This is a genomic window from Nonomuraea sp. NPDC050556, from assembly GCF_044457355.1.
In the GTDB taxonomy this organism is placed as follows: Bacteria; Actinomycetota; Actinomycetes; order Streptosporangiales; family Streptosporangiaceae; genus Nonomuraea.
This window is the reverse complement of record NZ_JBITGU010000005.1, coordinates 805,630-828,559: the sequence shown is the minus strand read 5'-3', so window position 1 is coordinate 828,559 and position 22,930 is coordinate 805,630. Positions and strand designations below refer to the sequence as shown.

At 70.1% G+C, this 22,930-nt stretch carries 22 protein-coding genes; 15 read left to right on the top strand and 7 right to left on the bottom strand.

What is annotated here, in order from left to right; all coding sequences use genetic code 11:
* The first annotated feature begins 14 nt into the window (after positions 1 to 14).
* Positions 15 to 743, top strand: coding sequence for a ThuA domain-containing protein (locus ACIBG8_RS46225; protein WP_397349643.1), 729 nt, complete (start codon positions 15 to 17; stop codon positions 741 to 743).
* On the opposite strand, the gene ACIBG8_RS46220 is transcribed toward ACIBG8_RS46225, so the two are convergent.
* Positions 709 to 3,789, bottom strand: coding sequence for a BTAD domain-containing putative transcriptional regulator (locus ACIBG8_RS46220; RefSeq protein WP_397349642.1), 3,081 nt, complete (start codon positions 3,787 to 3,789; stop codon positions 709 to 711). The two genes, ACIBG8_RS46225 and ACIBG8_RS46220, sit on opposite strands and share 35 nt — an antisense overlap.
* A gap of 115 nt (positions 3,790 to 3,904) precedes the next feature.
* Between ACIBG8_RS46220 and ACIBG8_RS46215 the strand changes: the two genes are divergently transcribed.
* Positions 3,905 to 5,050, top strand: a complete 1,146-nt coding sequence (locus ACIBG8_RS46215; protein WP_397349641.1) for a serine hydrolase domain-containing protein — start codon at positions 3,905 to 3,907, stop codon at positions 5,048 to 5,050.
* Between the two features lie 19 nt (positions 5,051 to 5,069).
* On the opposite strand, the gene ACIBG8_RS46210 is transcribed toward ACIBG8_RS46215, so the two are convergent.
* Positions 5,070 to 7,310: an ATP-binding cassette domain-containing protein gene (locus ACIBG8_RS46210; RefSeq protein WP_397349640.1), complete on the bottom strand. Its 2,241-nt coding sequence runs from the start codon at positions 7,308 to 7,310 to the stop codon at positions 5,070 to 5,072.
* A gap of 42 nt (positions 7,311 to 7,352) precedes the next feature.
* On the opposite strand from ACIBG8_RS46210, the gene ACIBG8_RS46205 reads away from it, so the two are divergent.
* Positions 7,353 to 9,962 (top strand): LuxR C-terminal-related transcriptional regulator, encoded by a 2,610-nt coding sequence (locus ACIBG8_RS46205; RefSeq protein WP_397349639.1) that lies wholly within the window; start codon positions 7,353 to 7,355, stop codon positions 9,960 to 9,962.
* A 3-nt stretch (positions 9,963 to 9,965) separates the two neighbouring features.
* A complete protein-coding gene (locus ACIBG8_RS46200) occupies positions 9,966 to 10,835 on the top strand; it encodes an alpha/beta fold hydrolase (protein WP_397349638.1) in 870 nt (289 codons plus the stop codon).
* Here the strand turns inward: ACIBG8_RS46200 and ACIBG8_RS46195 are convergent.
* Entirely contained in the window at positions 10,828 to 10,998 is a 171-nt protein-coding gene (locus ACIBG8_RS46195) for a DUF3073 family protein (protein ID WP_397349637.1), read from the bottom strand. The genes ACIBG8_RS46200 and ACIBG8_RS46195 overlap by 8 nt on opposite strands.
* A gap of 86 nt (positions 10,999 to 11,084) precedes the next feature.
* On the opposite strand from ACIBG8_RS46195, the gene ACIBG8_RS46190 reads away from it, so the two are divergent.
* Positions 11,085 to 11,420 carry an ArsR/SmtB family transcription factor gene (locus tag ACIBG8_RS46190; RefSeq protein ID WP_397349636.1) on the top strand — a complete coding sequence of 112 codons (336 nt, stop codon included), beginning with the start codon at positions 11,085 to 11,087 and terminating at the stop codon, positions 11,418 to 11,420.
* Here ACIBG8_RS46190 and ACIBG8_RS46185 read toward each other — a convergent pair.
* Positions 11,410 to 11,976: a hypothetical protein gene (locus ACIBG8_RS46185; RefSeq protein WP_397349635.1), complete on the bottom strand. Its 567-nt coding sequence runs from the start codon at positions 11,974 to 11,976 to the stop codon at positions 11,410 to 11,412. The genes ACIBG8_RS46190 and ACIBG8_RS46185 overlap by 11 nt on opposite strands.
* Before the next feature lie 80 nt (positions 11,977 to 12,056).
* On the opposite strand from ACIBG8_RS46185, the gene ACIBG8_RS46180 reads away from it, so the two are divergent.
* From ACIBG8_RS46180 to ACIBG8_RS46170, 3 genes are read left to right on the top strand one after another with little or no spacing between them, the layout of a single operon-like run.
* Entirely contained in the window at positions 12,057 to 12,569 is a 513-nt protein-coding gene (locus tag ACIBG8_RS46180; protein WP_397349634.1) for a PadR family transcriptional regulator, read from the top strand.
* Between the two features lie 9 nt (positions 12,570 to 12,578).
* Entirely contained in the window at positions 12,579 to 13,457 is an 879-nt protein-coding gene (locus tag ACIBG8_RS46175; protein ID WP_397349633.1) for a 1,4-dihydroxy-2-naphthoyl-CoA synthase, read from the top strand.
* Positions 13,457 to 14,383, top strand: a complete 927-nt coding sequence (locus ACIBG8_RS46170; protein WP_397349632.1) for an aminoglycoside phosphotransferase family protein — start codon at positions 13,457 to 13,459, stop codon at positions 14,381 to 14,383. Before ACIBG8_RS46175 ends, ACIBG8_RS46170 begins: the two co-directional genes overlap by 1 nt.
* Positions 14,384 to 14,479: 96 nt before the next feature.
* Here ACIBG8_RS46170 and ACIBG8_RS46165 read toward each other — a convergent pair whose 3' ends face one another.
* On the bottom strand, positions 14,480 to 14,965 hold the full coding sequence (locus ACIBG8_RS46165; protein WP_397349631.1) for an HPP family protein: 486 nt from the start codon (positions 14,963 to 14,965) through the stop codon (positions 14,480 to 14,482).
* Between the two features lie 93 nt (positions 14,966 to 15,058).
* On the opposite strand from ACIBG8_RS46165, the gene ACIBG8_RS46160 reads away from it, so the two are divergent.
* Positions 15,059 to 15,550, top strand: a complete 492-nt coding sequence (locus ACIBG8_RS46160; RefSeq protein WP_397349630.1) for a CGNR zinc finger domain-containing protein — start codon at positions 15,059 to 15,061, stop codon at positions 15,548 to 15,550.
* 68 nt (positions 15,551 to 15,618) lie between these two features.
* Here the strand turns inward: ACIBG8_RS46160 and ACIBG8_RS46155 are convergent, their stop codons facing one another.
* Together ACIBG8_RS46155 and ACIBG8_RS46150 are read right to left on the bottom strand one after the other, a co-directional pair.
* Entirely contained in the window at positions 15,619 to 16,077 is a 459-nt protein-coding gene (locus ACIBG8_RS46155) for a rhodanese-like domain-containing protein (RefSeq protein ID WP_397349629.1), read from the bottom strand.
* A 64-nt stretch (positions 16,078 to 16,141) separates the two neighbouring features.
* Positions 16,142 to 17,017 carry an NADP-dependent oxidoreductase gene (locus ACIBG8_RS46150; protein WP_397349628.1) on the bottom strand — a complete coding sequence of 292 codons (876 nt, stop codon included), beginning with the start codon at positions 17,015 to 17,017 and terminating at the stop codon, positions 16,142 to 16,144.
* A 76-nt stretch (positions 17,018 to 17,093) separates the two neighbouring features.
* Between ACIBG8_RS46150 and ACIBG8_RS46145 the strand changes: the two genes are divergently transcribed.
* The 6 genes from ACIBG8_RS46145 to ACIBG8_RS46120 all read left to right on the top strand — a co-directional run bounded on the left by ACIBG8_RS46145 (position 17,094) and on the right by ACIBG8_RS46120 (position 22,923).
* Entirely contained in the window at positions 17,094 to 20,699 is a 3,606-nt protein-coding gene (locus ACIBG8_RS46145) for a WD40 repeat domain-containing serine/threonine protein kinase (protein ID WP_397349627.1), read from the top strand.
* 58 nt (positions 20,700 to 20,757) lie between these two features.
* Entirely contained in the window at positions 20,758 to 20,940 is a 183-nt protein-coding gene (locus tag ACIBG8_RS46140) for a hypothetical protein (RefSeq protein WP_397349626.1), read from the top strand.
* 87 nt (positions 20,941 to 21,027) lie between these two features.
* A complete protein-coding gene (locus tag ACIBG8_RS46135) occupies positions 21,028 to 21,654 on the top strand; it encodes a GAP family protein (protein WP_397349625.1) in 627 nt (208 codons plus the stop codon).
* 25 nt (positions 21,655 to 21,679) lie between these two features.
* Positions 21,680 to 22,174, top strand: coding sequence for a DUF1269 domain-containing protein (locus ACIBG8_RS46130; protein WP_397349624.1), 495 nt, complete (start codon positions 21,680 to 21,682; stop codon positions 22,172 to 22,174).
* A 6-nt stretch (positions 22,175 to 22,180) separates the two neighbouring features.
* Positions 22,181 to 22,504: an SHOCT domain-containing protein gene (locus ACIBG8_RS46125; protein WP_397349623.1), complete on the top strand. Its 324-nt coding sequence runs from the start codon at positions 22,181 to 22,183 to the stop codon at positions 22,502 to 22,504.
* Between the two features lie 2 nt (positions 22,505 to 22,506).
* Positions 22,507 to 22,923, top strand: coding sequence for a nuclear transport factor 2 family protein (locus tag ACIBG8_RS46120; protein ID WP_397349622.1), 417 nt, complete (start codon positions 22,507 to 22,509; stop codon positions 22,921 to 22,923).
* Positions 22,924 to 22,930: the final 7 nt, after the last annotated feature.

Here is a 22,930-nt window from a genome sequence, read left to right as displayed (position 1 = left end):
GGGAAGGTGTTTCTGTGGTCGTCAACGTGACCGTCTGGGGAGAGAACGTCCACGAGCGGCGCGAGCCCGACGTCCGGGAGCGCTATCCCGACGGCATGCACGGCACGATCGCCGCCGGGCTGGAGCGCGTGCTCGGTGACCGGGTCAAGGTGGGTACGGCGACGCTGGAGGCGCCCTCGCACGGGCTCACCGCCGAGGTGCTGGCGGCCACGGACGTGCTCACCTGGTGGGGGCATCTCGCGCACGAGGACGTCGACGACGCGGTGGTACGGCGGGTGCAGGAGCGGGTGCTGGCCGGGATGGGCCTCGTGGTGCTGCACTCGGGGCACTACTCGAAGATCTTCCGCGCGCTCATGGGCACCACCTGCACGGTCAACTGGCGCGACGACGGCGAGCGTGAGCTGGTGTGGGCGGTGGAGCCCGGTCATCCCATCGCCGCCGGGGTTCCCGTGCCGCTGGTGATCGAGCAGCAGGAGACGTACGGCGAGCCGTTCGGGATTCCGGCGCCGGACGAGCTGGTGTTCGTCAGCTCGTTCAGCGGGGGCGACGTGTTCCGCAGCGGGTGTTGTTACCGGCGGGGGCTGGGCAAGGTCTTCTACTTCAGCCCAGGGGATCAGTCATATCCGGTGTATCACCATCCGGACGTGCAGCAGGTCCTGGCCAACGCCGTCCTCTGGGCAGCCCCGCAACACCCCGTCACCACCCCGCTCACCAACCACAACCGCCCTCGCCCCTCGCCGTAGCGGTCAGCCGGTCGGTGGCCTCGTGGGGCGTCAGGTCGGCGCCCCGCTGGTAGGCGGTGTCATAGGCGGTACGGCCGAGCGACCCCGCCACCTCCTCCGCAAGCGACCGCAGCTCGCTGTCCCCAGCGTCGAACGCACCGCGAAGAGCCTGGCTCAGGCCCAGCGCGGTGGCGGCGCCAGCCGGGTCGCCCTCCAGAAACAGCAGCCTGGCCAGGAGCTGAGCAGCCAACGGAGCGTCCATGTTCTGCTGCGCCACCTCCACCACCCGCGGCAACAGCTCACGAGCGCGGACCGTGTCCCCGGCAGCGAGCAGATTGGCCACCCGCGCGGGAAGCGTCCGATCGACGGTGATCCCCGAAGAAAGCGGCAGCTTGCGGGCGAGCACCTCCATCCGGTCAAGCGCCTGATCGGCCCGCGAGACCTCCCCGGCGCGACGGAAAAGCTCCGCCTGGACGCCGAGGACCTCGATCTCCAGCACCGGCTGCCCCCGCTGCCGGACAGCGCGCTCGGCGGTGTCGATGTCGCGCCGAGCACCGGCGAGGTCACCCGCGCGCAGGCGTTCCGTGGCCAGCCCGAGCCGGGTGGAGACCTCGTCCTGCGACCCCAGCTCGGTCGCGATCGCGACGCTGCGCTCGTAGGCGGTGATCGCCTGCTCGTGGTCACCGCCGATGGCGTGGACCTGGGCCAGGCCGTACAACGCCTTGGCCGCCCACCACCGATCCCCCTCCTCCTCGAACATGCGCAGCGCGGTCGACATGGCAGAAGAGGCGGACGACCGGTCCCGCATGGCTTCGATCATGAAGGTGCACGCGATCGCCCACCGGTCGGAGCCACCGCGCACCCGCGCGATCTCCCGGTCGAGCAGCTCGTCCAGCCCGAACACCACCGCCATCACCAGCACCGTCGTCAGCAACATCGGATAGCGGCGCAACGCACCCGTGCGCACGCACTCCTCGAGGTGCGCACGCAACTGCTCGGGACCGTCGATCGCCCCGCCCACCAGGTGGATCGCGGTGAAGGCCGCCCGCGCTTCAGCAGGCAGCGCGTCGCCGAACTCGGCGACCCTGGCGACGTAGGCGTCGGCCCGAGCGTCGTAGCGGAGCATGACCCAGTACCAGTACAGCGGCCCGAGGATCCGGGCGGCGACCACGGCGTCGCCGCCGTCGATGGCCGCCTGCAGGGCGTACACCAGGTTGTCGTACTCCGCCTGGAACAGCGCCAGCGACTCCGCCTGCTTCTCGGAACGCAGCAGCGGCTCGTGCTCCTCGGCCAGGTCGGCGAAGTGCCGCGTCAGCCTGCCCAGGACCTCTTCGGTCTCCCCCGCGAGCCGGAGCTTCTCCGCCGCATGCGCCCGGATCGTCTCCAGCATCCGATAACCGTCACCGACCCGCTCCACGATCGACTTGTCCACCAGGGAGTCCAGAACCCCCTCCGACGCCAGATCCGAACAGACCGCATCAATCGCCACAAGCCCGGTCCGAGCCGGAAATATCGACATCCGCCGGGCCAGCGTGCGCTCCTCCGGCGTGAGCAGGTCCCAGCTCCACTCGATGACCGCAAGGAGGGTCTGCTGGCGGGGCAGGGCGTTCCGGTTGCCGGTGCTGAGCAGACGGAAGCGGTCATCCAGCCGCCGGGCGACCTGACCGGCGCTCATCGTCCGCAGCCGCGCCGCCGCCAGCTCCAGCGCCAGCGGCAGCCCGTCCAGCCGCCGCACGATGTCCACCACCGCCTCCTCCAGCACGAACCCCGGCTGTACGGCTGCCGCCCTATCGAGGAACAGCCGCACAGCGGCGGACTCGCGAGCACGCACGGCATCGGCGTCGGCAGGAGGCAGATCCAGCGGGCTCAGCCGGCAGAGCGTCTCCCCCATGACGTCCAGCGGCTCCCGGCTCGTGGCCAGGATGGTCAGGTACGGCTGGCGCTCCAGCAACTGCCCGGCGAACTCCGCCACGTGCCCGGAGATCTGCTCGCAGTTGTCCAGCACCAGCACGCCCTCGTCACCGGCGAGCAGATTGACCACCCGCTCCAGCGACGTCCCCGACGGCAGAGCCTCGGCGGCGCGCAGCGTGCCCAGCACCGCCTCCGCCAGCCCCTCGGCCGTGTCGACCGCGGCCAGGGGCACGAGCCAGACCCGCCCGCGCTGGTGGGCCCGATGCCGGCTCACCGCCTCCACGGCCAGCCGGGTCTTGCCCACACCTCCTGGCCCCACCACGGTGACCAGCCGGGAGGTCTCCAGCAACCCGGCCAGCAGCCTCAGCTCCTCCTCCCGGCCGACGAAGCTGGTCAGCGGGGCGGGCAGGCGTCCAGGCGGCATCGCGGGCTCGGGGATCGCCACCTCGCCCCTGAGCACGGCGAGATGCGCCTCGCGCAGGTCCGCCGAGGGGTCGACGCCCAGCTCGTCGGCGAGCGTGCTGCGGACCTCCTCGAACACGGCCAGCGCGTCGGACTGGCGGCCCGCCGCGTGCAGGGCGCGCATCCGCAGCGCGGCCAGCCGTTCCCGCAGCGGGTGCGCCGCGGCCGCCGCCTCCACGTCGGCCAGGATCTCGCCGTGGCGCCCGAGCCGCAGCTCCGCCTCGAAGCGGTCCTCCGTGGCCCCGGCGCGCAACTCGTCCAGACGCGCGCCTGCCGTACCTGCGAAGGGGAGGTCGCGCACGTCGGCCAGCGCGGGTCCTCGCCACAGCGCCAGCGCCTCGTCCAGCAGCGCGGACGCGCGCTGGACGGCGCCGGCGGCCAGCTCGTGGCTGCCCCGCCTGGCCAGGTCCTCGAACCTGACCGCGTCCACGTCTTCTACGTGCAGGCGATAGCCGCCCGCCACGGTCTCCACGGCCCCGCCCAGGGCCTTGCGCAGCCGGTGCACCAGCGCGTGCAGCGCGTTGACGGTGCCCCCGGACGTCCACAGGCTGTCGAGCAGCGCGTCTGCCGACACCACCTCGCCCCCGGCCAGCGCCAGCCGGGCCAGTAGCGCGCGGACCCTGGCGCCTCCGAGGTCGATCGGCGCGCCGTCGTCGGCGTACGCCAGGACCGGTCCCAGCACCTCAATCCGCATGCCGGACAGGCTATCCGGTGGCCTGGAAGTCGGTTGGAAGCGGGATATAAGGGGCCTGTCAGAGCTGCCGGACATCGTGGACGACGTACCGAAGAAACGGCTCAAAGGCAGTGACATGGCAGCGAACGAGAACGTGCAGAAGGTGCTCGACTGGACGGTGGCCGAGGTCGGCGTCCCCGGCATCGTCGCCGAGGTCAAGGACGGCGACCGGACCTGGTTCGGCACAGCGGGCGTGGCCGACCTCGAGACCGGCTCCCCGCGCGTGCCGGGCGAGCACATCCACACCGGCAGCAGCGGCAAGGCCTTCACCGCCGCCGTGCTGCTGTCGCTGGAGGCCGAGGGCCGCCTCAGCCTGGACGACGCGGTCAACGCCCACCTGCCCGGCGTGCTGGACGTCAACGGCTACGACGGCGACAAGATCACCGTGAGGCACCTGCTCAGCAACACCAGCGGCCTGTTCCCCACCGGCCTGGCCCCGGAGGTCAGCTACCGCTACGCCACCCGCTCCGGGTTCGACCAGCACCGCTTCGACACCTTCAGCACTGAGGAGCTGCTGCGGATCGCGGTGTCCCAGCCGCCGGTCGGCGCCCCGGGCGAGCGTTTCGAGTACGCCAACGGCGGCTTCTACATCGCCGGCGCGCTCATCGAGAAGGTCACGGGCAACAGCTACGCCGACGAGGTCGAGCGCCGGGTCGCCCGCCCGCTGGGCCTGGCCCACACCCGGGTGCGCCCCACCACCGACACCGGCTACCCGGCCCCGCACCCGCACGGCTACACCCAGCAGTTCCTCAAGGACGGCACCGACCCGGCCACGGTCACCCCGGAGAACTGGCAGTCGCTGATGGAGGAGCCCGGCCTGCCGCTCATGGACGCCACCGTGCTCAACTCCTCGCTGGGCTACGCCGCCGGCAACGTCGTCTCCACCACGTCGGACATGATCCGCTTCCTCAACGCGTTGACCACCGGCGAGCTGCTGCCGCCCGACCAGCACCGGCAGATGTGGACCACCGTCTCCACCGAGGGCAGCTACTGGATGCCGCACACCAACTACGGCCTGGGCCTGTTCGAGTTCGACAGGCGGGCCACGGGCGGCCGGACGCTGCGCGGCGTCGGCGGCAGCTTCTGGGGGACCTACTTCTTCGCCGTCGGCACCCCCGACGGCGAGCACACGGTCGCGGTGCACACCAACACCGAGTGGCGGTCCTGGGACCCCATGTTCAAAATCATCGAGGCCGAGTTCGGCGTCTCCATCACCGCGTGACCACGTGGGGCCGACCCGATCACTGGGTGGTGCGGTAGTGGCGGAGGTGGGTGCCGGTCAGGGAGCCAGGGGCGGACAGGAGGTCCTTGGCGGTGCCGGTGAAGACCACCTCGCCACCGTCCTTGCCCCCGTCCGGCCCCAGGTCGATGATCCAGTCGGCCTGCTGGATCACGTCCAGGTTGTGTTCGATCACCACCACCGTGTTCCCGTCGTCCACCAGCCGGTTCATCAGCGCCAGCAACGTGTCCACATCCGACATGTGCAAGCCGGTCGTGGGCTCGTCCAGCACGTAGACGCTGCCCGTCCGCTGCAACTGGGTGGCGAGCTTGATGCGCTGCCGTTCGCCCCCGGACAGGGTGGACAGCGGCTGGCCCAAACTGAGATAGCGCAGCCCCACGTCGATCATGGACCCCAGCTTCGTGCGCAGCGCCTTCTCGGTGAAGAACTCGAAGGCCGTCTCCACCGACATCTCCAGCACGTCGGCGATCGACTGCCCGCGCAGCTTGTGCACCAGCACCTCGTCCTTGAACCGCCGCCCGTCGCAGCTCTCGCAGTGCGTGGTGACCGGGTCCATGAACGCCATCTCGGTGATGATCACCCCGCGCCCCTGGCACTCCTCGCAGGCGCCGGTCGAGTTGAAGCTGAACAACCCCGGCGCCACCCCACCGGCCTTGGCAAAGAGCTGCCTGATCGGGTCCATGAGGCCGACGTACGTCGCGGGCGTCGACCTGGAGGAGGCCGCGATCGCGGACTGGTCCACGAAGATCGTCGAGGGATATTCCTTCAGGAACACCTCGGCGATCAGGCTGCTCTTGCCCGACCCGGCGACCCCGGTGACCGCGGTGAGCACCCCGGTGGGCACGTCGACGGAGACCTTCTTGAGGTTGTGCAGCGACGCGTCCCTGATCGGCAGCGAGCCGGTGGCCACGCGCGGCGTCTCCTTCAGGCTGGAGGTACGGCGCAGCCCGCGGCCCGTCGGCGTGTCCGCCTGGAGCAGGGCTTCGTAGGACCCCTCGAAGACCACCGAGCCGCCGTGCACCCCGGCGCCTGGGCCCACGTCGACGATGTGGTCGGCGACCTCGATCACGTCGGGGTCGTGCTCCACGACGAGCACGGTGTTGCCCTGGTCGCGCAGCGCCCGCAGCAGGTTGTTGAGCCGCCCCACGTCGCGCGGGTGCAGGCCGGTGCTCGGCTCGTCGAAGATGTAGGTCAGCCCGGTCAGCGTGGTGCCCAGGTGCCTGACCAGCTTGAGCCGCTGTCCCTCGCCGCCGGAGACGGTGGTGGAGGCGCGGTCGAGACTGAGGTAGCCGAGGCCGATGTCGGCCACCCGGCCGAGCGCGACGGCGATGCTCCTGGCGAGCTGGTCGTCCATCCCGGCCAGCACGTCGAGCAGGTCGCTGACCTGCATGGCCGACCAGTCGGCTATCGAGCGGCCGTCGATCAGCACGGCGAGCGCGGCCGGGTTGAGCCTGGCGCCCTCGCAGGCCGGGCAGACGCCCTCGGTGATGAAGCGCTGGATGTTCTCCCTGGTGCGCTCGCTCAGGCCGCTCAGGTCACGCTTGACGCCCTGCCTGGTGAACTTGTCGACCAGGCCTTCGTACTCGGCGTTCCACGCGCCGTTCTTCATGACCAGCTCGATCTTCTCGCCGGTGCCGTAGAGGAGGGTGTGCCACTCCTCCTCGGTGTAGTCGGCCAGCTTCTTGTCGACGTCGAGCTTGGGGTGCTTGCCGTACATCTGCCACTCGAAGCCGCCGACCTTGTAGTTGGGCAGCAGGATGGCGCCCTCGTTGAGCGACTTGTCGCGGTCGAGCATCTTGTCGACGTCGGCCACGACGGTCCTGCCCAGGCCGTCGCACTCCGGGCACATGCCCTGCGGGTCGTTGAAGGAGAACAGCGAGACCGAGGTGTTGGCCTCGCGGGCGAACAGTCCGCGGATCATCGGCTGGATGTCGGTGATCGTGCCGACGGTCGAGCGCGCGTTGCCGCCGAGCGGCTTCTGGTCGACGATCACGGCCGTCGTGAGGTTCTCGATGGCGGCGGCGTGCGGGCGCTCGAACTTGGGCAGCTGGTTGCGGATGAACCAGTTGAAAGTACCGTTGAGCTGGCGCTGCGCCTCGACGGCCACGGTGTCGAACACGATGGACGACTTGCCCGAGCCGGAAACCCCGGTGAAGACCGTGATCTGGTTCTTGGGGATGTCGAGGGAGACGTCCTTGAGGTTGTGCTCTCTGGCACCAATGATCCTGATGTGGTCTGTCACGTGAAGAATCTAGCCAACGCCACCGACAGAAACGGATGAGATTTGTACGGCAGAGCCCACGAGACCGCCGCGATCGACGACCTGATCGCGTCCATGCGAGCGGGCGAGGGCAAGGCGCTCGTGCTGCGCGGCGAGGCGGGCGTCGGCAAGTCCGCGCTCCTCGACCAGGCCGCGACAAAAGCCCCGACCCTGCGGGCGAGCGGCGTCGAGGCGGAGACCGGTCTCGCCTATGCCGCGCTCCACGAGCTCCTGCACCCGGTGACCGATTTGCTGGACGCCCTCCCCGACCCCCAGCGCGACGCCCTGAGCGGCGCGCTGGGCCTGGCGAAGCCCAGCGGCGACCGTTTCCTGGTGTCCGCAGCGGTGTTGTCCCTGCTGTCTGAGGCCGGGCGCCTGGTGCTGGTCGACGACTTCCAGTGGATCGACCAGGCGTCGGCCGACGCGTTGCTGTTCGCGGCGCGGCGGCTGCGCAACGACGGCGTCGGCATGCTGCTGGCCGTACGCGGGGACATGGACGTGCGCGGCCTGCCCGAGCTGAGCGTCGGCGGCCTCGACAGGGAGAGCGCCGAGAGTCTGATCCCGGACGCGGCGCCGCAGGTCAGGGCGGTTCTCGTCGAGCAGACCCGCGGCAACCCGCTGGCGCTGCGCGAGATCGCCAGGAGGCTCACCGAGGACCAGCGCGAGGGCCGCGCGCCCCTGCCCGACCCGCTGCCTGGCGGCGCGCTGCTGTTCGGCGAGGAGGTCGCGGCGCTGAGCGACAACGCCAGGCTCGCCGGGCTGGTCGCGGCGGCCGAGGGCAGCGGCGACCTCGCGGTGATCATGCGTGCCGCGCGGATCCTCGACGTGGATCCCGCCGCGCTCGTCGAGGTGGAGGAGGCCGGGCTGGTGTCCGGCGAGGGGTCGGTGATCCGGTTCAGGCACCCGCTGGTCCGGTCGGCATTTCACGACAACGCCAGCTCCGTACGGCTGCGCGGCGTCCACGCGGCGCTCGCCGAGGTCCTGGAGGGCGACCGTCGAGCCTGGCACCTGGCGGCGGCCACCGTGGGCACCGACGAGCGCGTGGCGCACGAGCTGGAGAAGTCGGCGAGGAACGCGGGAGAGCGCGGCGGTTACGCGGACGCGGCGACGGCGCTGGTCAGGGCAGCACAGCTGACCGACGACCCCGGGCGCAGGCAGAAGAGGCTCAAGGAGGCGGCGCAGAAGGCCTGGCTCGGCGGGCGTCCAGGGCTGGCGGAGAGCTGCCTGGCGCAGGCCCGCGAGCTCGGCCCCGATCCGGGCCTCGACCAGCTCAGGGGCCGGTTCGAGCTGCACACGGGCGACGCGAGCGAGGCCCTGCGCATCCTGCGGAGAGGCGAGACCCTGGAGATGCTCGCCGACGCGTCGGAGGCGGCCTCGAACGTGGGCGACGTCGAGGCGATCGTCGAGATCGGCCGCAGGGCGCAGGAGTTCCCCGAGTCGTTCCAGCGCGAGGTGCTCGTCGGCATCGGCGCCACCCTGGAGGGCGATCGCAAGAAGGGCGCGATGGCGCTGCGCTCGGCCCTGACGCGCACCCACACGCTGACGGACGCGGCGCAGTGGATGTGGGCGGCAGCCGCCGCCACCTACCTGGGCGAGGCGGACACCTCGGCGCAGGCGGTCGTCAGGGCGGGCCGGATGGCCAGGATGTCCGGGATGGTGGGCCAGCTCCCCGTCGTGCTGGAGTTCGTGGCCACGGCCGAGCGGATCAACGGCAACCTGGCGGTCAGCGAGTCCATCGCGGAGGAGGGCCTGGGGCTGGCCAGGGAGGCGGGTTACCCGAACTCGGTCGCCGCCCACCTGGCCAACCTGGCAGCGGTGGCGGCCTGGCGCGGCGACGAGGAGGCCTGCAGGAAGCACGCTCAGGAGGCGCTGGCGATCGCGATCCCGCACCGGCTGGGCCTCAGGGTCGGGGTGGCGCAGTACGCGCTGGCCATGCTCGACCTGGGGCTGGGCCGGTTCGAGTCGGCGACGTCCAGGTTCGCCGCGATCGCGGCCGCCGGATCGGGCGCCGGGCACCCGTCGGTGATCTGGCGTTCCGCACCGGACGCGGTCGAGGCCGCCGTGGGCGCGGGCGACCTCGACGCGGCCAGGAGGACGCTGGCCGACTTCGAGCGGTGGTCGGCCAGCGCGGAGACGGCCGAGACGCGGGCGCTGGTCGCCCGCTGCCGGGCGCTCGTGGATGCGGACGCGAGCTTCGAGGAGGCCCTGGAACTGCACGCCGACGGGTTCGAGCGAGCACGTACGGCGCTGCTGCACGGCGAGCGGCTCCGCCGTACGCACCGGCCTGGGGAGGCGCGGCCGCACCTGAGGTCCGCCATGGAGACCTTCCAGCGGGCGGGAGCCGAGCCGTGGGTCAGGCGCGCGCAGGAGGAGCTGCGCGCGGCGGGAGAGAACGTCGCCGCCGAGGAGCCCGGGGCGCTGTCGATGCTCACCCCTCAGGAGCTGCGCATCGCCAGGCTCGTGGCCGAGGGGGCGTCGAGCAAGGAGGTGGCGGCCAAGCTGTTCCTGAGCCCGCGCACGGTCGAGTACCACCTGTACAAGATCTATCCGAAGCTGGGAGTCACGTCCCGTACTGAGTTGGCGCGCCTAGTAGTCCTACGGATGGCACCGGTGGCGCCAGAGGGCAATCTCTGACTCATGCAACTGTGGAGCGAAGAATTCGGTGACAAGAACGACGAGCCGATCCTGCTGATCATGGGGTCGATGTCGCAGGGGATCCTGTGGCCCGACGAGTTCGTCGGCCGCCTGGCCGCTGCGGGGCGCAGGGTGATCCGCTACGACCACCGCGACACCGGCAGGTCGGCAAGCGTGGACTTCGAGAAGGACCCCTACACCTGGCGGGACATCAAGAACGACGCGCTGGCCGTACTCGACGAGTACGGCATCGAGAGCGCCCACCTCGTCGGCCACTCGGCCGGCGGCCTGCTGGCCCAGTGGATCGCGGTGGAGAACCCGGAGCGGGTGCGCACGCTGACGGTGATCGGCTCCTCGCCACTGGGCGGCGGGGAGGGCGAGACGCTGATGCGGGCGCTGATGGGCCAGCCACAGCCCGAGGGCAGCCTGCCCCCACCCACCCAGGAGTTCGTCGACTATTTCCGGCAGGTGATCGCGGCCGAGCCCCCCAAGGACCGCGACGAGCAGATCGACCGCATGATCGCCGAGGCCAGGGTTTTGCACGGTACGGCGAAGCCGTTCGACGAAGACGCCGAGCGGCGCCTGCAGGAGCGCATCCTGGAGCGCGCCGTCGACCCGGCGTCAGTCGTGAACCACCGGCTCGCCCACGCGGCCGACCCGAAGGCGGAACCGGCGGACAGCCTCCACCTGGTGAAGGCTCGAACCCTGGTGGTCGAGGGCACCCACGAACCGGTCAAGCCGGGTCACGGCGCCCTCATCGCCGCGGCGATCCCCGGGGCCGAGCTGCTGATGATCGAGGGAATGGGGCACATGCTGCCTCCCCCGGTGCACGAGCAGCTCGCCACGGCGATCCTCGCTCACACGGCTAGCTAGCGTGCTCTGACTCCGGCTCATGCGCCGCAGTCGAGGCCCTGTCCTCGCGCGGCGCGTCGGAGCCGAGCTCCTCACGCAGGCGCTCCACGTCGAGGTGCTGGTGGCTGTACTTCAGCTCGCGAGCGACCTTGGTCTGCTTCGCTTTGGCTCGTCCTCGGCCCATTGGCTACTCCCTCGTCCCTACCGTCATCCTAACCAACGCCGTTATGACTTGAAGAATTATGCAAGTCGCTATATTACGCTGGTCGCATGCCCGTTCCGCTCTACCAGGCCAAAGCTGAATTCTTCCGGACGCTTGGCCACCCAGCTCGCGTACAGGTTCTGGAACTTCTGCAGAAGGGGCCGCTGCCGGTCCGGGACCTCCTTGCACAGATCGACATCGAACCTTCGAGCCTGTCGCAGCAGCTCGCGGTGCTTCGAAGAGCGGGGATCGTGAGCGCGACGCGCGAAGGGGCGACAGTCGTGTACGCCCTGGCCACCCAGGATGTCGCTGAGCTGCTCACCGCCGCGCGGCGCATTCTCACCGAGATGCTGGTCGACCAGGGCGAACTGCTCGCAGAACTGCGGGCGGAGGCTACTGGCTGATCTGCTGGGCGCGGGCCTTGGCCATCCTCGTGTAGCGCGCGGTGAAGAGCGCGGGGGCCACGAACGTGGCGACCTTGATGGTGATCACGAGGGCGGTCGCGTGCTGGTCCACGGCGAGCACCCAGGTCAGCGAGATGGCAGCGACGGTGAAGGCGACCGCCCAGGCGGTCGTGATGATCGCGTTGACCTTGTAGAACCCGGGGGTGTCCCACATCTCCTTGGGCGCCATCGCCTTCGCCATGCCCATGGTGAACGGCTTGCGGATCGCCAGCGAGCCCCAGGCGGTGATGCCCAGCCACACGTTCACGAGGGCCGGGCCGTACATGGTCAGCGACGAGTCCGGCTGGATCAGCGAGTACACGGTGATCACGGCGAAGAAGCCCACGGCGCTCAGGGCGATGATCGCCTGGTCCCAGGTCTTCCCGCCGGTCCGCTCGATGATGACGATGACGATGGCGCAGGCCAGGCCCACGATGGCGCCCCAGCGCCACTCGTCGCTCGTGGCGACGAAGGCATAGACGATCCAGGGGAGGAAGCCGATGAGGCCGCGGATCATGGGAGCTCCTTGTGACGTTCCTAAGTAGACATGTCGAATGTAGAGGGTCCTATGTCGACATGTCAATGTAGGATGGTTGTATGAGTCTTCGACACGCCGTCCTGGGTTTGCTCGCAGAGGGTTCTGCCAGCGGATACGACCTGATGAAGATGTTCGACATCTCGCTGGCCAACGTGTGGCCGGCGACGCAGAGTCAGTTGTACTCGGAGCTGGGCAAACTGGCTGACACCGGGTTGGTGGAAGTGGCCGCCGAGGGTCCGCGCGGGCGCAAGGAGTACGCGATCACCGACGCCGGCCGCGCCGAGCTCCACCACTGGATCACCGAGGTGACACCGGTCACCATCGGGCGCAGCGACGTGCTGCTGCGCGTCTTCTTCCTGGGTCAGCTCTCCCCTGACGAGGCCCGCACCTACCTGCGCGAGCAGGCGGAGCGGGCGGTACGGAACCACGAGATGCTGACCGGCATCCTGCCGCTGGTCGAGGGCGGCGAGGACAACCTCTCCGTGTACGGCAGGCTGGCCCTGGAGTGGGGGCTGCGCTTCACCACGACGCAGCGCGAGTGGGCAGAGTGGGCGGAGAAGCAGATCCGTTAGGCTCTCGGCATGGTCTCCGAGCTGTTCGATTCCAAGGCGTGGCAGGTCGTCGAGGGTTTCGACTTCACCGACATCACCTACCACCGGGCCGTCGACCAGGGCACGGTGCGCATCGCGTTCAACCGGCCCGAAGTGCGCAACGCGTTCAGGCCGCAGACCGTCGACGAGCTCTACCGCGCCTTCGACCACGCCCGTATGACCACTGACGTGGGCTGCGTGCTGCTGACCGGCAACGGGCCCTCGCCCAAGGACGGCGGCTGGGCCTTCTGCTCGGGCGGCGACCAGCGCATCAGGGGCAAGGACGGCTACCAGTACGCCGACGGCACCAAGGCGACGGGCCGCCTGCACATCCTCGAGGTGCAGCGGCTCATCAGGTTCATGCCGAAGATCGTGATCTGCGTCGTGCCCGGCTGGGCCGCGGGCGGCGGCCACAGCCTCCACGTGGTCGCCGACCTGACGCTGGCCTCGGCCGAGCACGCCAGGTTCAAGCAGACGGACGCCGACGTGGCCTCGTTCGACGGCGGGTTCGGCTCCGCCTACCTGGCCCGCCAGGTGGGGCAGAAGTTCGCCCGCGAGATCTTCTTCCTGGGCGACACCTACACGGCCGAGGAAGCGCACCGGATGGGCATGGTGAACAAGGTCGTGCCGCACGCCGAGCTGGAGAGCACGGCGCTGGAGTGGGCGCGGAAGATCAACGGCAAGTCGCCCACGGCCCAGCGGATGCTGAAATATTCGTTCAACCTGATCGACGACGGACTTGTCGGGCAGCAGGTGTTCGCCGGTGAGGCGACCAGGCTGGCCTACATGACCGACGAGGCGGCCGAGGGCCGCGACTCCTTCCTGGAGAAGCGGGAGCCCGACTGGTCACCGTTCCCCTGGCACTTCTGATGATCGAAGTACCTGGTGAGCTGGCCGCCAACCACCTGAAATATCCCGACGACTCGGGCCCTTCGTGGACGGCGGCCCTGCCGGGGGTCGCTCAGCATTTCCTCGACGCGTGGGACCTCCGCGTCGAGGGCCCGTCCATGCACGGCATCGTCTCCCTCGTCCTTCCCGTACGGCAGGCCGACGGCTCTCATGCCGCGCTCAAGCTCCAGCCGGCCACGGAGGAGAACGTCACCGAGGGGCCCGGCCTGCGGCAGTGGGACGGCGACGGCATCGTCAGGCTCCTGCGCGAGGACACCCTGCCTCTGCCCGGTCACGACGGCAACGCGCTCCTGCTCGAACGGCTGGTCGGCGAGCGGTCGCTGGAGTCCGTGCCGGACACCCTCGAGGCGATGAAGATCCTCACCTCGCTGCTGGCGCGGCTGGTCGTCCACCCGGCGCCGGCGGGGATGCGGCGGCTGGCCGACATCGCCCAGGGGATGCTCGACGACGTTCCCCACGCTCTCGAGAAGGCTCATCCGGACGACCGGCGCTGGCTGGACATCTGCGCCGGGGCCGTGCGCGAGCTGGTCGGCGAGCCTGGTGACCGGTTGCTGCACTGGGACCTGCATTTCGACAACGTGCTGGCCGCCGAGCGGGAGCCGTGGCTGGCGATCGACCCCAAGCCGCTGGCCGGCGACCCGGGGTTCGACCTGCTGCCCGCGCTGGACAACCGGTGGGACGACGTGGTGGCCACGGGGGACGTGGCGCGTGCCGTACGGGTGCGGTTCGACCTGATGGTCGACGGGCTGGGGCTCGACCGGCAGCGCGCGGTGGGGTGGACCCTCGGGCGGGTGTTGCAGAACGCGTTGTGGGACATCAAGGACGGCGAGGAACGGCTGAACGAGGAACAACTCGCCATCGCCGACGCCCTCCTCCACCGCCCCTGACCCCAACCGTCACATCAACAACCCCTCAACCCCCACTCAACGAAGTGAGGGTTGAGGGGTTGTTGGGGTTGAGGGGTTGTTGGTAGGCGTTGGGGGCTACCGCCAGTAGGCCGGGTAGTGGTGGGCGGGGAGGAGCCTGCCCAGGAGCACGCCGCCCGCGATGACCACGACGCTTGCCACCAGCACCGGGCTGAGCAGGTAGGTCGGGTCGGGGGCGGTCAGTCCGATGAGTGCTGCCGTCGCACCGGCGGGTGGGTGCGGGGCGCGTAGGAGCAGCATGGGCGCCGTCGACAATGCGGCGGCGATCGCGGCCGTCCACAATGACGGGCCCAGGAGCAGGGTCACCACGAGGGCAAGTGCCGCGGCGCTGAGATGGCCCAGAAGGATGCTGCGCGGCTGGGCGAACGGCGCGGCGGGCGCGATCGCCACGATCCCCGCCGTAGCCGCGAAAGGCAGCGCGAACAACGCCAGCCCGCTCACGCTCGTCACTACAGCCAGCAACAGAAGCCCGGCCAACGCCGCCCCGGTAGTCACCAGGACGACCCTCGCCGACGGCCGCGCCGGCGCTCCAGAAACAGCCATCACGATCTCCTTAACCACCCAAAGTCTCTTTGATGGTTATAGACCCGCAAGACCTAACCAGTCAAATCGACTTCAGGGGTTAAGATGGAAGGCATGAGAGCCAGACCCCTGCTCGGCGAGCCCCTCCCCCTCGACCTGGTCGACACCCTGTGGAACGACCACGGCACCCAGGTCGACTACTTCGACGACGAGGGCGCAGCAGAGTCATGGCTGGCCGAACACGGACTTCCAGGCCAGGAGGACCACCTCGTGGAGACCCGCCAGGCCCTGCGCGCCGCCCTGCAAGGCGACGAGGCGCCGCTCGACGCGGTCCTGGAGCACGGGTCGGTGCGCCCCGGCCTGCGGGGCGAGCGGGTGATCGTGGACGACCCGTCGTGGCACGCGGCCTGGGTCGTGGCGGCCGACTTCGTCAGGCTCATGGGCGAACGCCCCGACCGGGTGCGCAAGTGCGCCAACCCTGAGTGCCTGCTGTGGTTCCTGGACATCAGCAAGAACGGCAGCCGCCGGTGGTGCTCGATGGAGAAGTGCGGCAACCGGGCCAAGGTGGGCCGCTTCCACCAACGTCATCGCAAAGATCATGACTAGCTGATCGCGCAACGGGTAGGTACCCCTATGCCCCCGACAGAACAGTTCGTCGGGGGCACCAAAGACGCTCAGCAGGCGCACGCGATCCCGGAGACGGGCGCCGTCAGCGGGTCGACGGCCCCGCGTGTCACGCCGCTCGCGGTCTCCACGGGGAACCCCTCGCGGGCCCAGTACTCGAACCCGCCGAGCATCTCCTTGACCTGGTACCCCAGCTTGGCGAACTCCAGCGCGGCCCTGGTGGCGCCGTTGCAGCCAGGCCCCCAGCAGTAGGTCACCACGGTGACCTCCCGAGGGATCATCGAGGCGGCGCGGGCGGCGATCTCGGCGGTCGGCAGGTGGACGGCGCCTTCGATGTGGCCCTGGTTCCAGCTCTCCAGGCTGCGCGAGTCGATCACGACCACGCCGGGAGCACCCGCGGCCAGGTCGGCGGCGACGTCGGACACGTCGGTCTCGAAGGCCAGCCTGGCGGCGAAGTGCGCGAGCGCGGCGGCGTTGTCAGCGGCGGGAACAGCGGTGATGGAGGACATGGAACAGATCCTCCAAGAACGGCCAACCCCACAACAGTGGCAGGAAAGCCTCCTACCGCTAAGATTACGCCACCGTGATGACGATCTTCCCGTTGCCGTGCCCGGCCTCCATCTCCCGGTGCGCGTCGGCCGCGCGCTCCAGCGGGTACGTGGAGCGCACGGTGAAGTGGAACGACCCCTCGGCGATCAGCGCCGCGTAGCGTCCGAGCCGCTCCGCCGTACGGACGCCCTGGGTCACCCTGATCCCGAGGTCGGCCGCCCGGCCGTGCTCGACCAGGGTGAGGATCCTGTCCCTGTCCTTGACCAGCGCAAGGGAGACGTCCAGCGCGTCGCCGCCCGCGCCGTCGAGCGCGGCGTCCACCCCGCCGGGCGCCAGCTCACGCACCCGGTCGGCCAGCCCCTCGCCATAGGACACGGGGATCGCACCCAGCGAGCGCAGGTACTCGTGGTCGCGCCCGGTGCCGATCACCGTGGCCCCGCGCAGCCTCGCGATCTGGATCGCCGCCGTGCCCACGTTGCCCGCCGCCCCGTGGATCAGCAGTGTGTCGCCCTCGCCCACCGCGAGACCGTCCAGCGCCAGCTCAGCCGTCTGCACCCCGGCGGTCAGCCCACCGGCCACCTCCCACGGCAGCCCGGCGGGCTTGGGCGTCACGTCGGTCTCGTTGACCACGATGTACTCGGCATAGGCGTTGAGCTGGGAGAACCCCAGCACCTCCACACCGTCGTCGGTGATCCCGGCGAACTCGTTGCCAGGAATGCGCGGCAACCCGCCCGTCACGCCCGGCGGCGTCCATCCGGCGCGCACGGCGGTGTCGTAGGGCTGGACCCCGGCCGCCTTCACCCGCACCCTGACCTGGCCGGGACCCGCCTGCGGGGTGGGCACCTCCATCACGCGCAGCACCTCGGGCCCACCGAACTCGGAAAACGCAGCAGCTCTCATACCGTTGACTCTGCAACCTCAACATAACTTGAGGTCAAGCTTGCCACCCACCCGAAATTGTGGGACTTATCTGATCATGGAGTACGTCGGCGAGTACGCGATCGCCCGAAAGCTCGGCAGCGGCGGGCAGGGCGTCGTCTACGAGGGGTACAGCACGTCCGGCGAGCGCGTCGCGGTCAAGGTGCTGCACACCGACTACGGCCTGCGCCGGCCGTTCGAGAAGGAGGTCGTCGCCGCCAGGCGGGTGGCGGCGTTCTGTACGGCGCGCATCCTCGCCGCAGAGCTCGACAACGGCCGGCCGTACATCGTGAGCGAGTTCGTCGACGGCCCCAGCCTGGCCGCGGCCGTCGACAGGAACGGCCCCTACACCGGCGACGCCCTGCGCAGGCTCGCGATCGGCACGGCCACCGCGATGGCCGCCATCCACGACGCGGGCGTCGCCCACTGCGACCTCAAGCCGGACAACGTGCTGCTCGGCCCCGACGGACCGCGCGTGATCGACTTCGGCATCGCCCGCATCGTCGACAACTCGCTGACCGCTTCGCGAGGCGTCGTGGGCACGCCCGGCTACATGGCTCCCGAGCTGTTCAACGGCGCACCTCCAGGACCGGCGGCCGACGTGTTCGCCTGGGGCGCGGTGATGGTGTTCGCCGCGACGGGCCGGGCGCCGTTCGACCGCATGCACGTCGCCGCCGTGATCAACCAGGTGCTCAGCGCCGAGGTGGAGCTGGACGCGCTCGACGAGCCGCTCAGGGGCCTGGTGGCGAGGTCGCTGAACAAGGATCCCGCAGGCAGGCCCACGGCGCGTCAGCTCCTGCTCGGCCTGCTGGGCAGCGACGTGCTGGACGAGGGCAGCCGCGCGGCGTCCCAGCTCTCCGGCGGCTCCACGACGCCGCCCCTGGGCGAGCGGGCCGAGCGCGCCTACGCGAAGCTCGGCCCGACCGAGCAGGCGCTGGTTTCGCAGCTCCTCCTGCGCATGGTCAGGCCGGGAGACACCGGGGACGCCCTGGTCAGCGTCGATCCTGCAGAGCTGTCCTGGCTGTCGGCGACGACCATGGACCCGGTGCTCGACGTGCTGTCCGACGGCGGCGTGATCCGCGGCGACGAGGCCGGGGTGAGCATGGCCAGCCCCGCCCTCATCCACGCCTGGCCCAGGCTCAGGGAGCTGGTGGCGGAGGAGCGGCAGGGCCTGGCCACGTACCAGCGATTACGCGAGGCGGCCAGGAGCTGGGAACGGCACGGCCGCCGCGAGGGCGACCTCTACAACGGCGTGGCCCTGGAACTGGCCACGGCGTGGGCGGCGACGGCCAGGCGGCACCTGGAGCTCAGCCCGGCCGAGCGCGACTTCCTCAACGGCAGCTCGGCCGCGCTCAGGCGGCGCGCCAGGAACCGTCGCCTGCTCTCAGGGATCCTGGCCGTCCTGCTGGTCGGCGCCCTCGGCCTGGCCGGGCTGGCCGAGCTCAACCGGCGCGAGGCGCAGGACGCCAGGGGCACCATCGCCGTCCAGAGGGACGAGGCGGTGGCCAAGGGGCTGGCCGCCAGGGCGGAGACGCTCAGGCAGTCGGACCCGGCGGCCGCGTTGCTGCTCAGCGTCGCCGCCGCGCGCGTCAAGCGGGTGCCGGACGCCCAGCGCGCGCTGGTGGGCTCGCTGGCCCAGTCCGAGGTCGTACGGCACGCCAGCCAGGCCATCGGCGTCGGCGCTGACGGCAGGACCGTGATCGAGGCGGAGAACGGCACCGCGACCGTCACCGACGCGGTCACCGGCGCGAACGTCGCCACCGTGCGCGGCGTGCCGAAGGACGCCAAGGCCGGTTACCTGTCGGCCGACCGCACCCGGCTGCTGCTCATGGCCTGCCCGGACATCGCGTGCGGCGACGACGAGCAGCGGCTGACCGTCTGGAGCACGGCCACCGGGAAGAAGATCGACAGCAAGACCCTTTCCCCCGACGGGAGCCCGGATCCGATCTGGCTCGCCTTCCAGGGCCACACGGTTCTCCGCGAACACGTCACCTGCGGGAAGTCCCCGGCGGTGCTCGGCACGCCCGACGCCTCGCTGCTGATGGCCTGCACCAACGACACGTCGTTCGGCCTCGCGGACGGTTCCGGCGCGCCCGTCGACACCCGCAGGATCGACAAGGGCAGGACCGTGGAGGCCGCCACGCTCAGCGCCGACGGCAAGCTGCTCGCCGTCCAGTGGACCCGCGCCACCAAGATCGAGTGGGGCGCCGACGTCTGGACGGTCGAGGGGCGCCGCCTGGGCCGCCATCTGGCCAGGGCCTTCTATCCGGCGTGGACACCGTACGCCTCGGGCAGTCACTGGGACGGCACCTGCCCCGCGCCCCGGCTGACCCTCGGCGGGTTGCTGACCGTCAACCACTGCGGCCTGGTGATGGTGTGGAACTTCGTGCAGAACAACCCGTACGGCCTGAGCCCGCCCGACTACGAGGACACCTACGCGCCGGAAGGCGTGATGGGGATGACCCTGCTCGCCCGGATGGAGCAACCCCTCGACGCCATCCCCGCCCTGACGGCCGACGGCGGCCTGCTGACCGTGGTCGGCGGCGGCGACCTGCGGGTGGCCGAGATGGCGCAACCGGACTCCACGCTGCGCCCGGAGCCTTCTGACGGCGCGATCAGGCTGGCGGCCGTCAGCCCGGACGGCAGGACCCTGGCCGCGATGGACGACTCCTCGCTGCGCCTGGTCGACCTGGCCTCCGGCCGGGTCAGCACGCTGAAGGGCCCATGGGTCTCCCCGCTGCCGTCCAGAACGCTCCAGGACCAGCCGCCCCCGCCCATGGCGTTCTCCCCTGACAGCACCCTGCTCGCGGTCAACGGCGACGACGCGGAAGCGGTGATCATCGACGTCGCCACCGCCTCCGTGCGCACGAAGCTGACCGTCCCGCACCGGCGCGGCAAGCTCACCCCCGACCAGACGAACACCAACGGCGACGTCCTGTCCATGGCTTTCTCCACCGACAACTCCACCTTCGCCATGGCGGTCGACGTCGCCGACGACCAGGCGGAGGCGGTCGGCAGCAGCTTCACCCTGTGGGACCTCCGTACGGCCAGGATGACCAGGCGCATCCCGGAGATGCTCTTCGACGACCTCCACTTCACCGCGGACGGCAAGAGCCTGGTCACCGGCCACCCCGACGACGGCGTCTGCTCGCTGGACCTGGCCAAGGCCCGCTCCAGCTGCCCGGAGGGCAGGAGCGGGTTCCGCCTGTCCGGCCTCGCCACGAAGGCCATGGGCTTCTCCCCCGACCACAGGCACGTGCTCCTGCGCATCTCGGACGGCACCGTGGCGTTGTGGGATCCGGCCACGGGCAGGCTGGCGAGCAAGATCATGCGAGGGCACGCCGGTTGGGTGAGCACGGCCGCCTTCTCGCACGACGGCAAGCTGCTGGCGACGGGTGGCGGCGACGACCACCTGGTCAGGCTGTGGGATCTCGCGGCGGGAACCCAGATCGGGCTGCCCTTCCCGCAGCAGGGCGAGGTGCTGGCCGTCGGCTTCAGCCCCGACGACCGCACCCTTTACGCGACCGACGTGGCCGGCGGGGTGCGAAGTTATCCACTGGATGTGGACAGAGCGCTGAAGGCCGTGTGCGCGAAGGCCGGGCGCGACCTCAGTGCTGCCGAGCAGACCGCCTACGAGGTACCAATCACCAAGATATGCACATAAATGGTCTAAAAACCGCCTAAACTACGCGCCAAGCTCCGGTCACGGTAAGGCGGCAAGCATGGAGAAGATCGTTCACGTCCGTCCCCTGGACGACGCCATCGGCCACGAGGAGTCGCACGACTGCATGTGCGGCCCCACCGGCCAGGGCGTGCACAACTCGGCGACCAGCAGGATGGTCGGCGTGATCTTCCATCACCACGCGCTCCGCCCGTGCCACGAGTGGGAGGCATCCCAGGCGTAACGACTGGTCAAAGAGTGCATTGCCCACCATCTCCCGCCTTCGCCCGCGGGTAGGGGTGGCGCATGAGATCGATCGTCGCGCCCTGACATGGGCGAGATCCTGCCGTACGCCGTGGGCGTCGCCGTAAGCCCTGTTCCGATCATCGCGGTGATCCTGATGTTGCTCGCTCCCCAGGCGGGCGGGGCGAGCCGCGGGTTCCTGCTGGGCTGGGTGGCCGGGATCGTCCTCGCCAGTTCGATCTGCGTGATCCTGGCGAACACCATCGGTCTCACCCCAGCGGGCGGCGCCTCGGGCGGGGTGTCGTGGATCAAGCTGCTGCTCGGCGTCGTCCTGCTGGTGCTGGCCGTCAAGAAGTGGCGCACCCGCGACGACGCGGAGATGCCCGCCTGGATGAAGGCGATCGACAAGGTCACCCCGGCCAAGGCCGCCGTGCTCGGCCTGCTGCTGTCCGCGGTCAACCCGAAGAACCTGGTCCTGTGCGTGGCCGCGGGCATCGCGATCGCCCAGGGCGGCCACCAGGTGCTGCTCGTCGTCGTGTTCACGGTGATCGCGGCGTGCACCGTCGCCATCCCCGTGATCGCCTACGCCGTCGCGGCCGACCGGATGCGCGGTCCGCTGGACGGTCTCAAGACCTGGCTGGAGCAGAACAACGCCACCGTGATGTGCGTCCTGCTGCTGGTCTTCGGGGTCGTGCTGATCGGCAAGGCCCTGTGATGGAAGAACACCTTATGGGGGAAACATGAGCAACCTCGTCGCCATCTCCTACCCGGACGTCCAGACCGCCACCATGGTGCGCGACCGGCTGTTCCAGATGCAGAAGGAGAACCTGATCACGCTGGAGGACGCGGCGGTCGTCGAGCGCAAGCAGGACGGCAAGATCAAGCTCCACCAGGTCAACAGCACGGTCGGCATCGGCGCCGCGGGCGGCGCGCTCTGGGGCGGCCTCATCGGCCTGCTGTTCTTCATGCCGCTGCTGGGCATGGCGCTCGGCGCGGCCGGCGGCGCCGCCGGTGGCGCCATGACCGACGTGGGCGTCGACGACGACTTCATGAAGCAGCTCGGCGACAAGCTGGAGCCCGGTTCCGCCGCGCTGTTCCTGCTCATCGTCAACAGCACCCCGGACAAGGTGATCCCGGAGATCGCGCAGTACGGCGGGCACATCATGCAGACCTCACTCAGCGCCGAGGACGAGGCCCACCTCCGCGAGGCGGCCCAGGCCGCGCAGAAGAAGTAGCGGGCCATGGGAATCTTCTTCCGCCCCCGCAGGCCGCTGATGCGGCTCGCCGCCGGGGCCACCACGGCAGCCGTCGCCTACAACGCGGGCAAGAGGGGCGCGCAGAATTCGGCGAACGAGCAGGACCAGAACGAGGCGCTCGCCGAGGCGCAGAACCAGCAGGCTCAGCTCCAGGCCCAGATCAACGCGCTTTCGTCACAACAGGCCCCGGCCCCGGCCCCCGCGTCCGACCCGTTGGCTGAGCTGGAGCGACTGGCCAAGCTTCGTGAATCGGGTGTCCTCACCGACGCGGAGTTCGCCGCGATGAAGGCCAAGCTGATCGGAGGATGACGATGACCTCATCACAGATCGTGCTCGACGCGCTCAACGCGACGGCCACGGGCGACACCAAGCGCATCACCGAGCTGTACGCCGAGGACTGCACGGGCTGGACGGCCGGCACGGCGATCGGGTCGCGCGACGAGCTGCTGTCCGAGGCCGAGGGGCGCGGGGAGGGCCTGTCGGACATCACGATGGAGGCCTCGCCCATCGAGCTGCCCGACGGCTCGGTGGTGGCCGAGTGGCGGATGACGGCCGTGCACACAGGAACGCTGTTCCTCGACGACGACCTGTCCCTTCCCGCCACCCACCGGCCGCTCGACCTGCGCGGGGCCATGTTCGCCGAGATCCAGGACGGGCAGATCCAGAACTTCCGCCAATACTGGGACGAAGCAGATCTGCTCGAACAGCTGGGCTTGCTCGGCGAATAGGGGACAT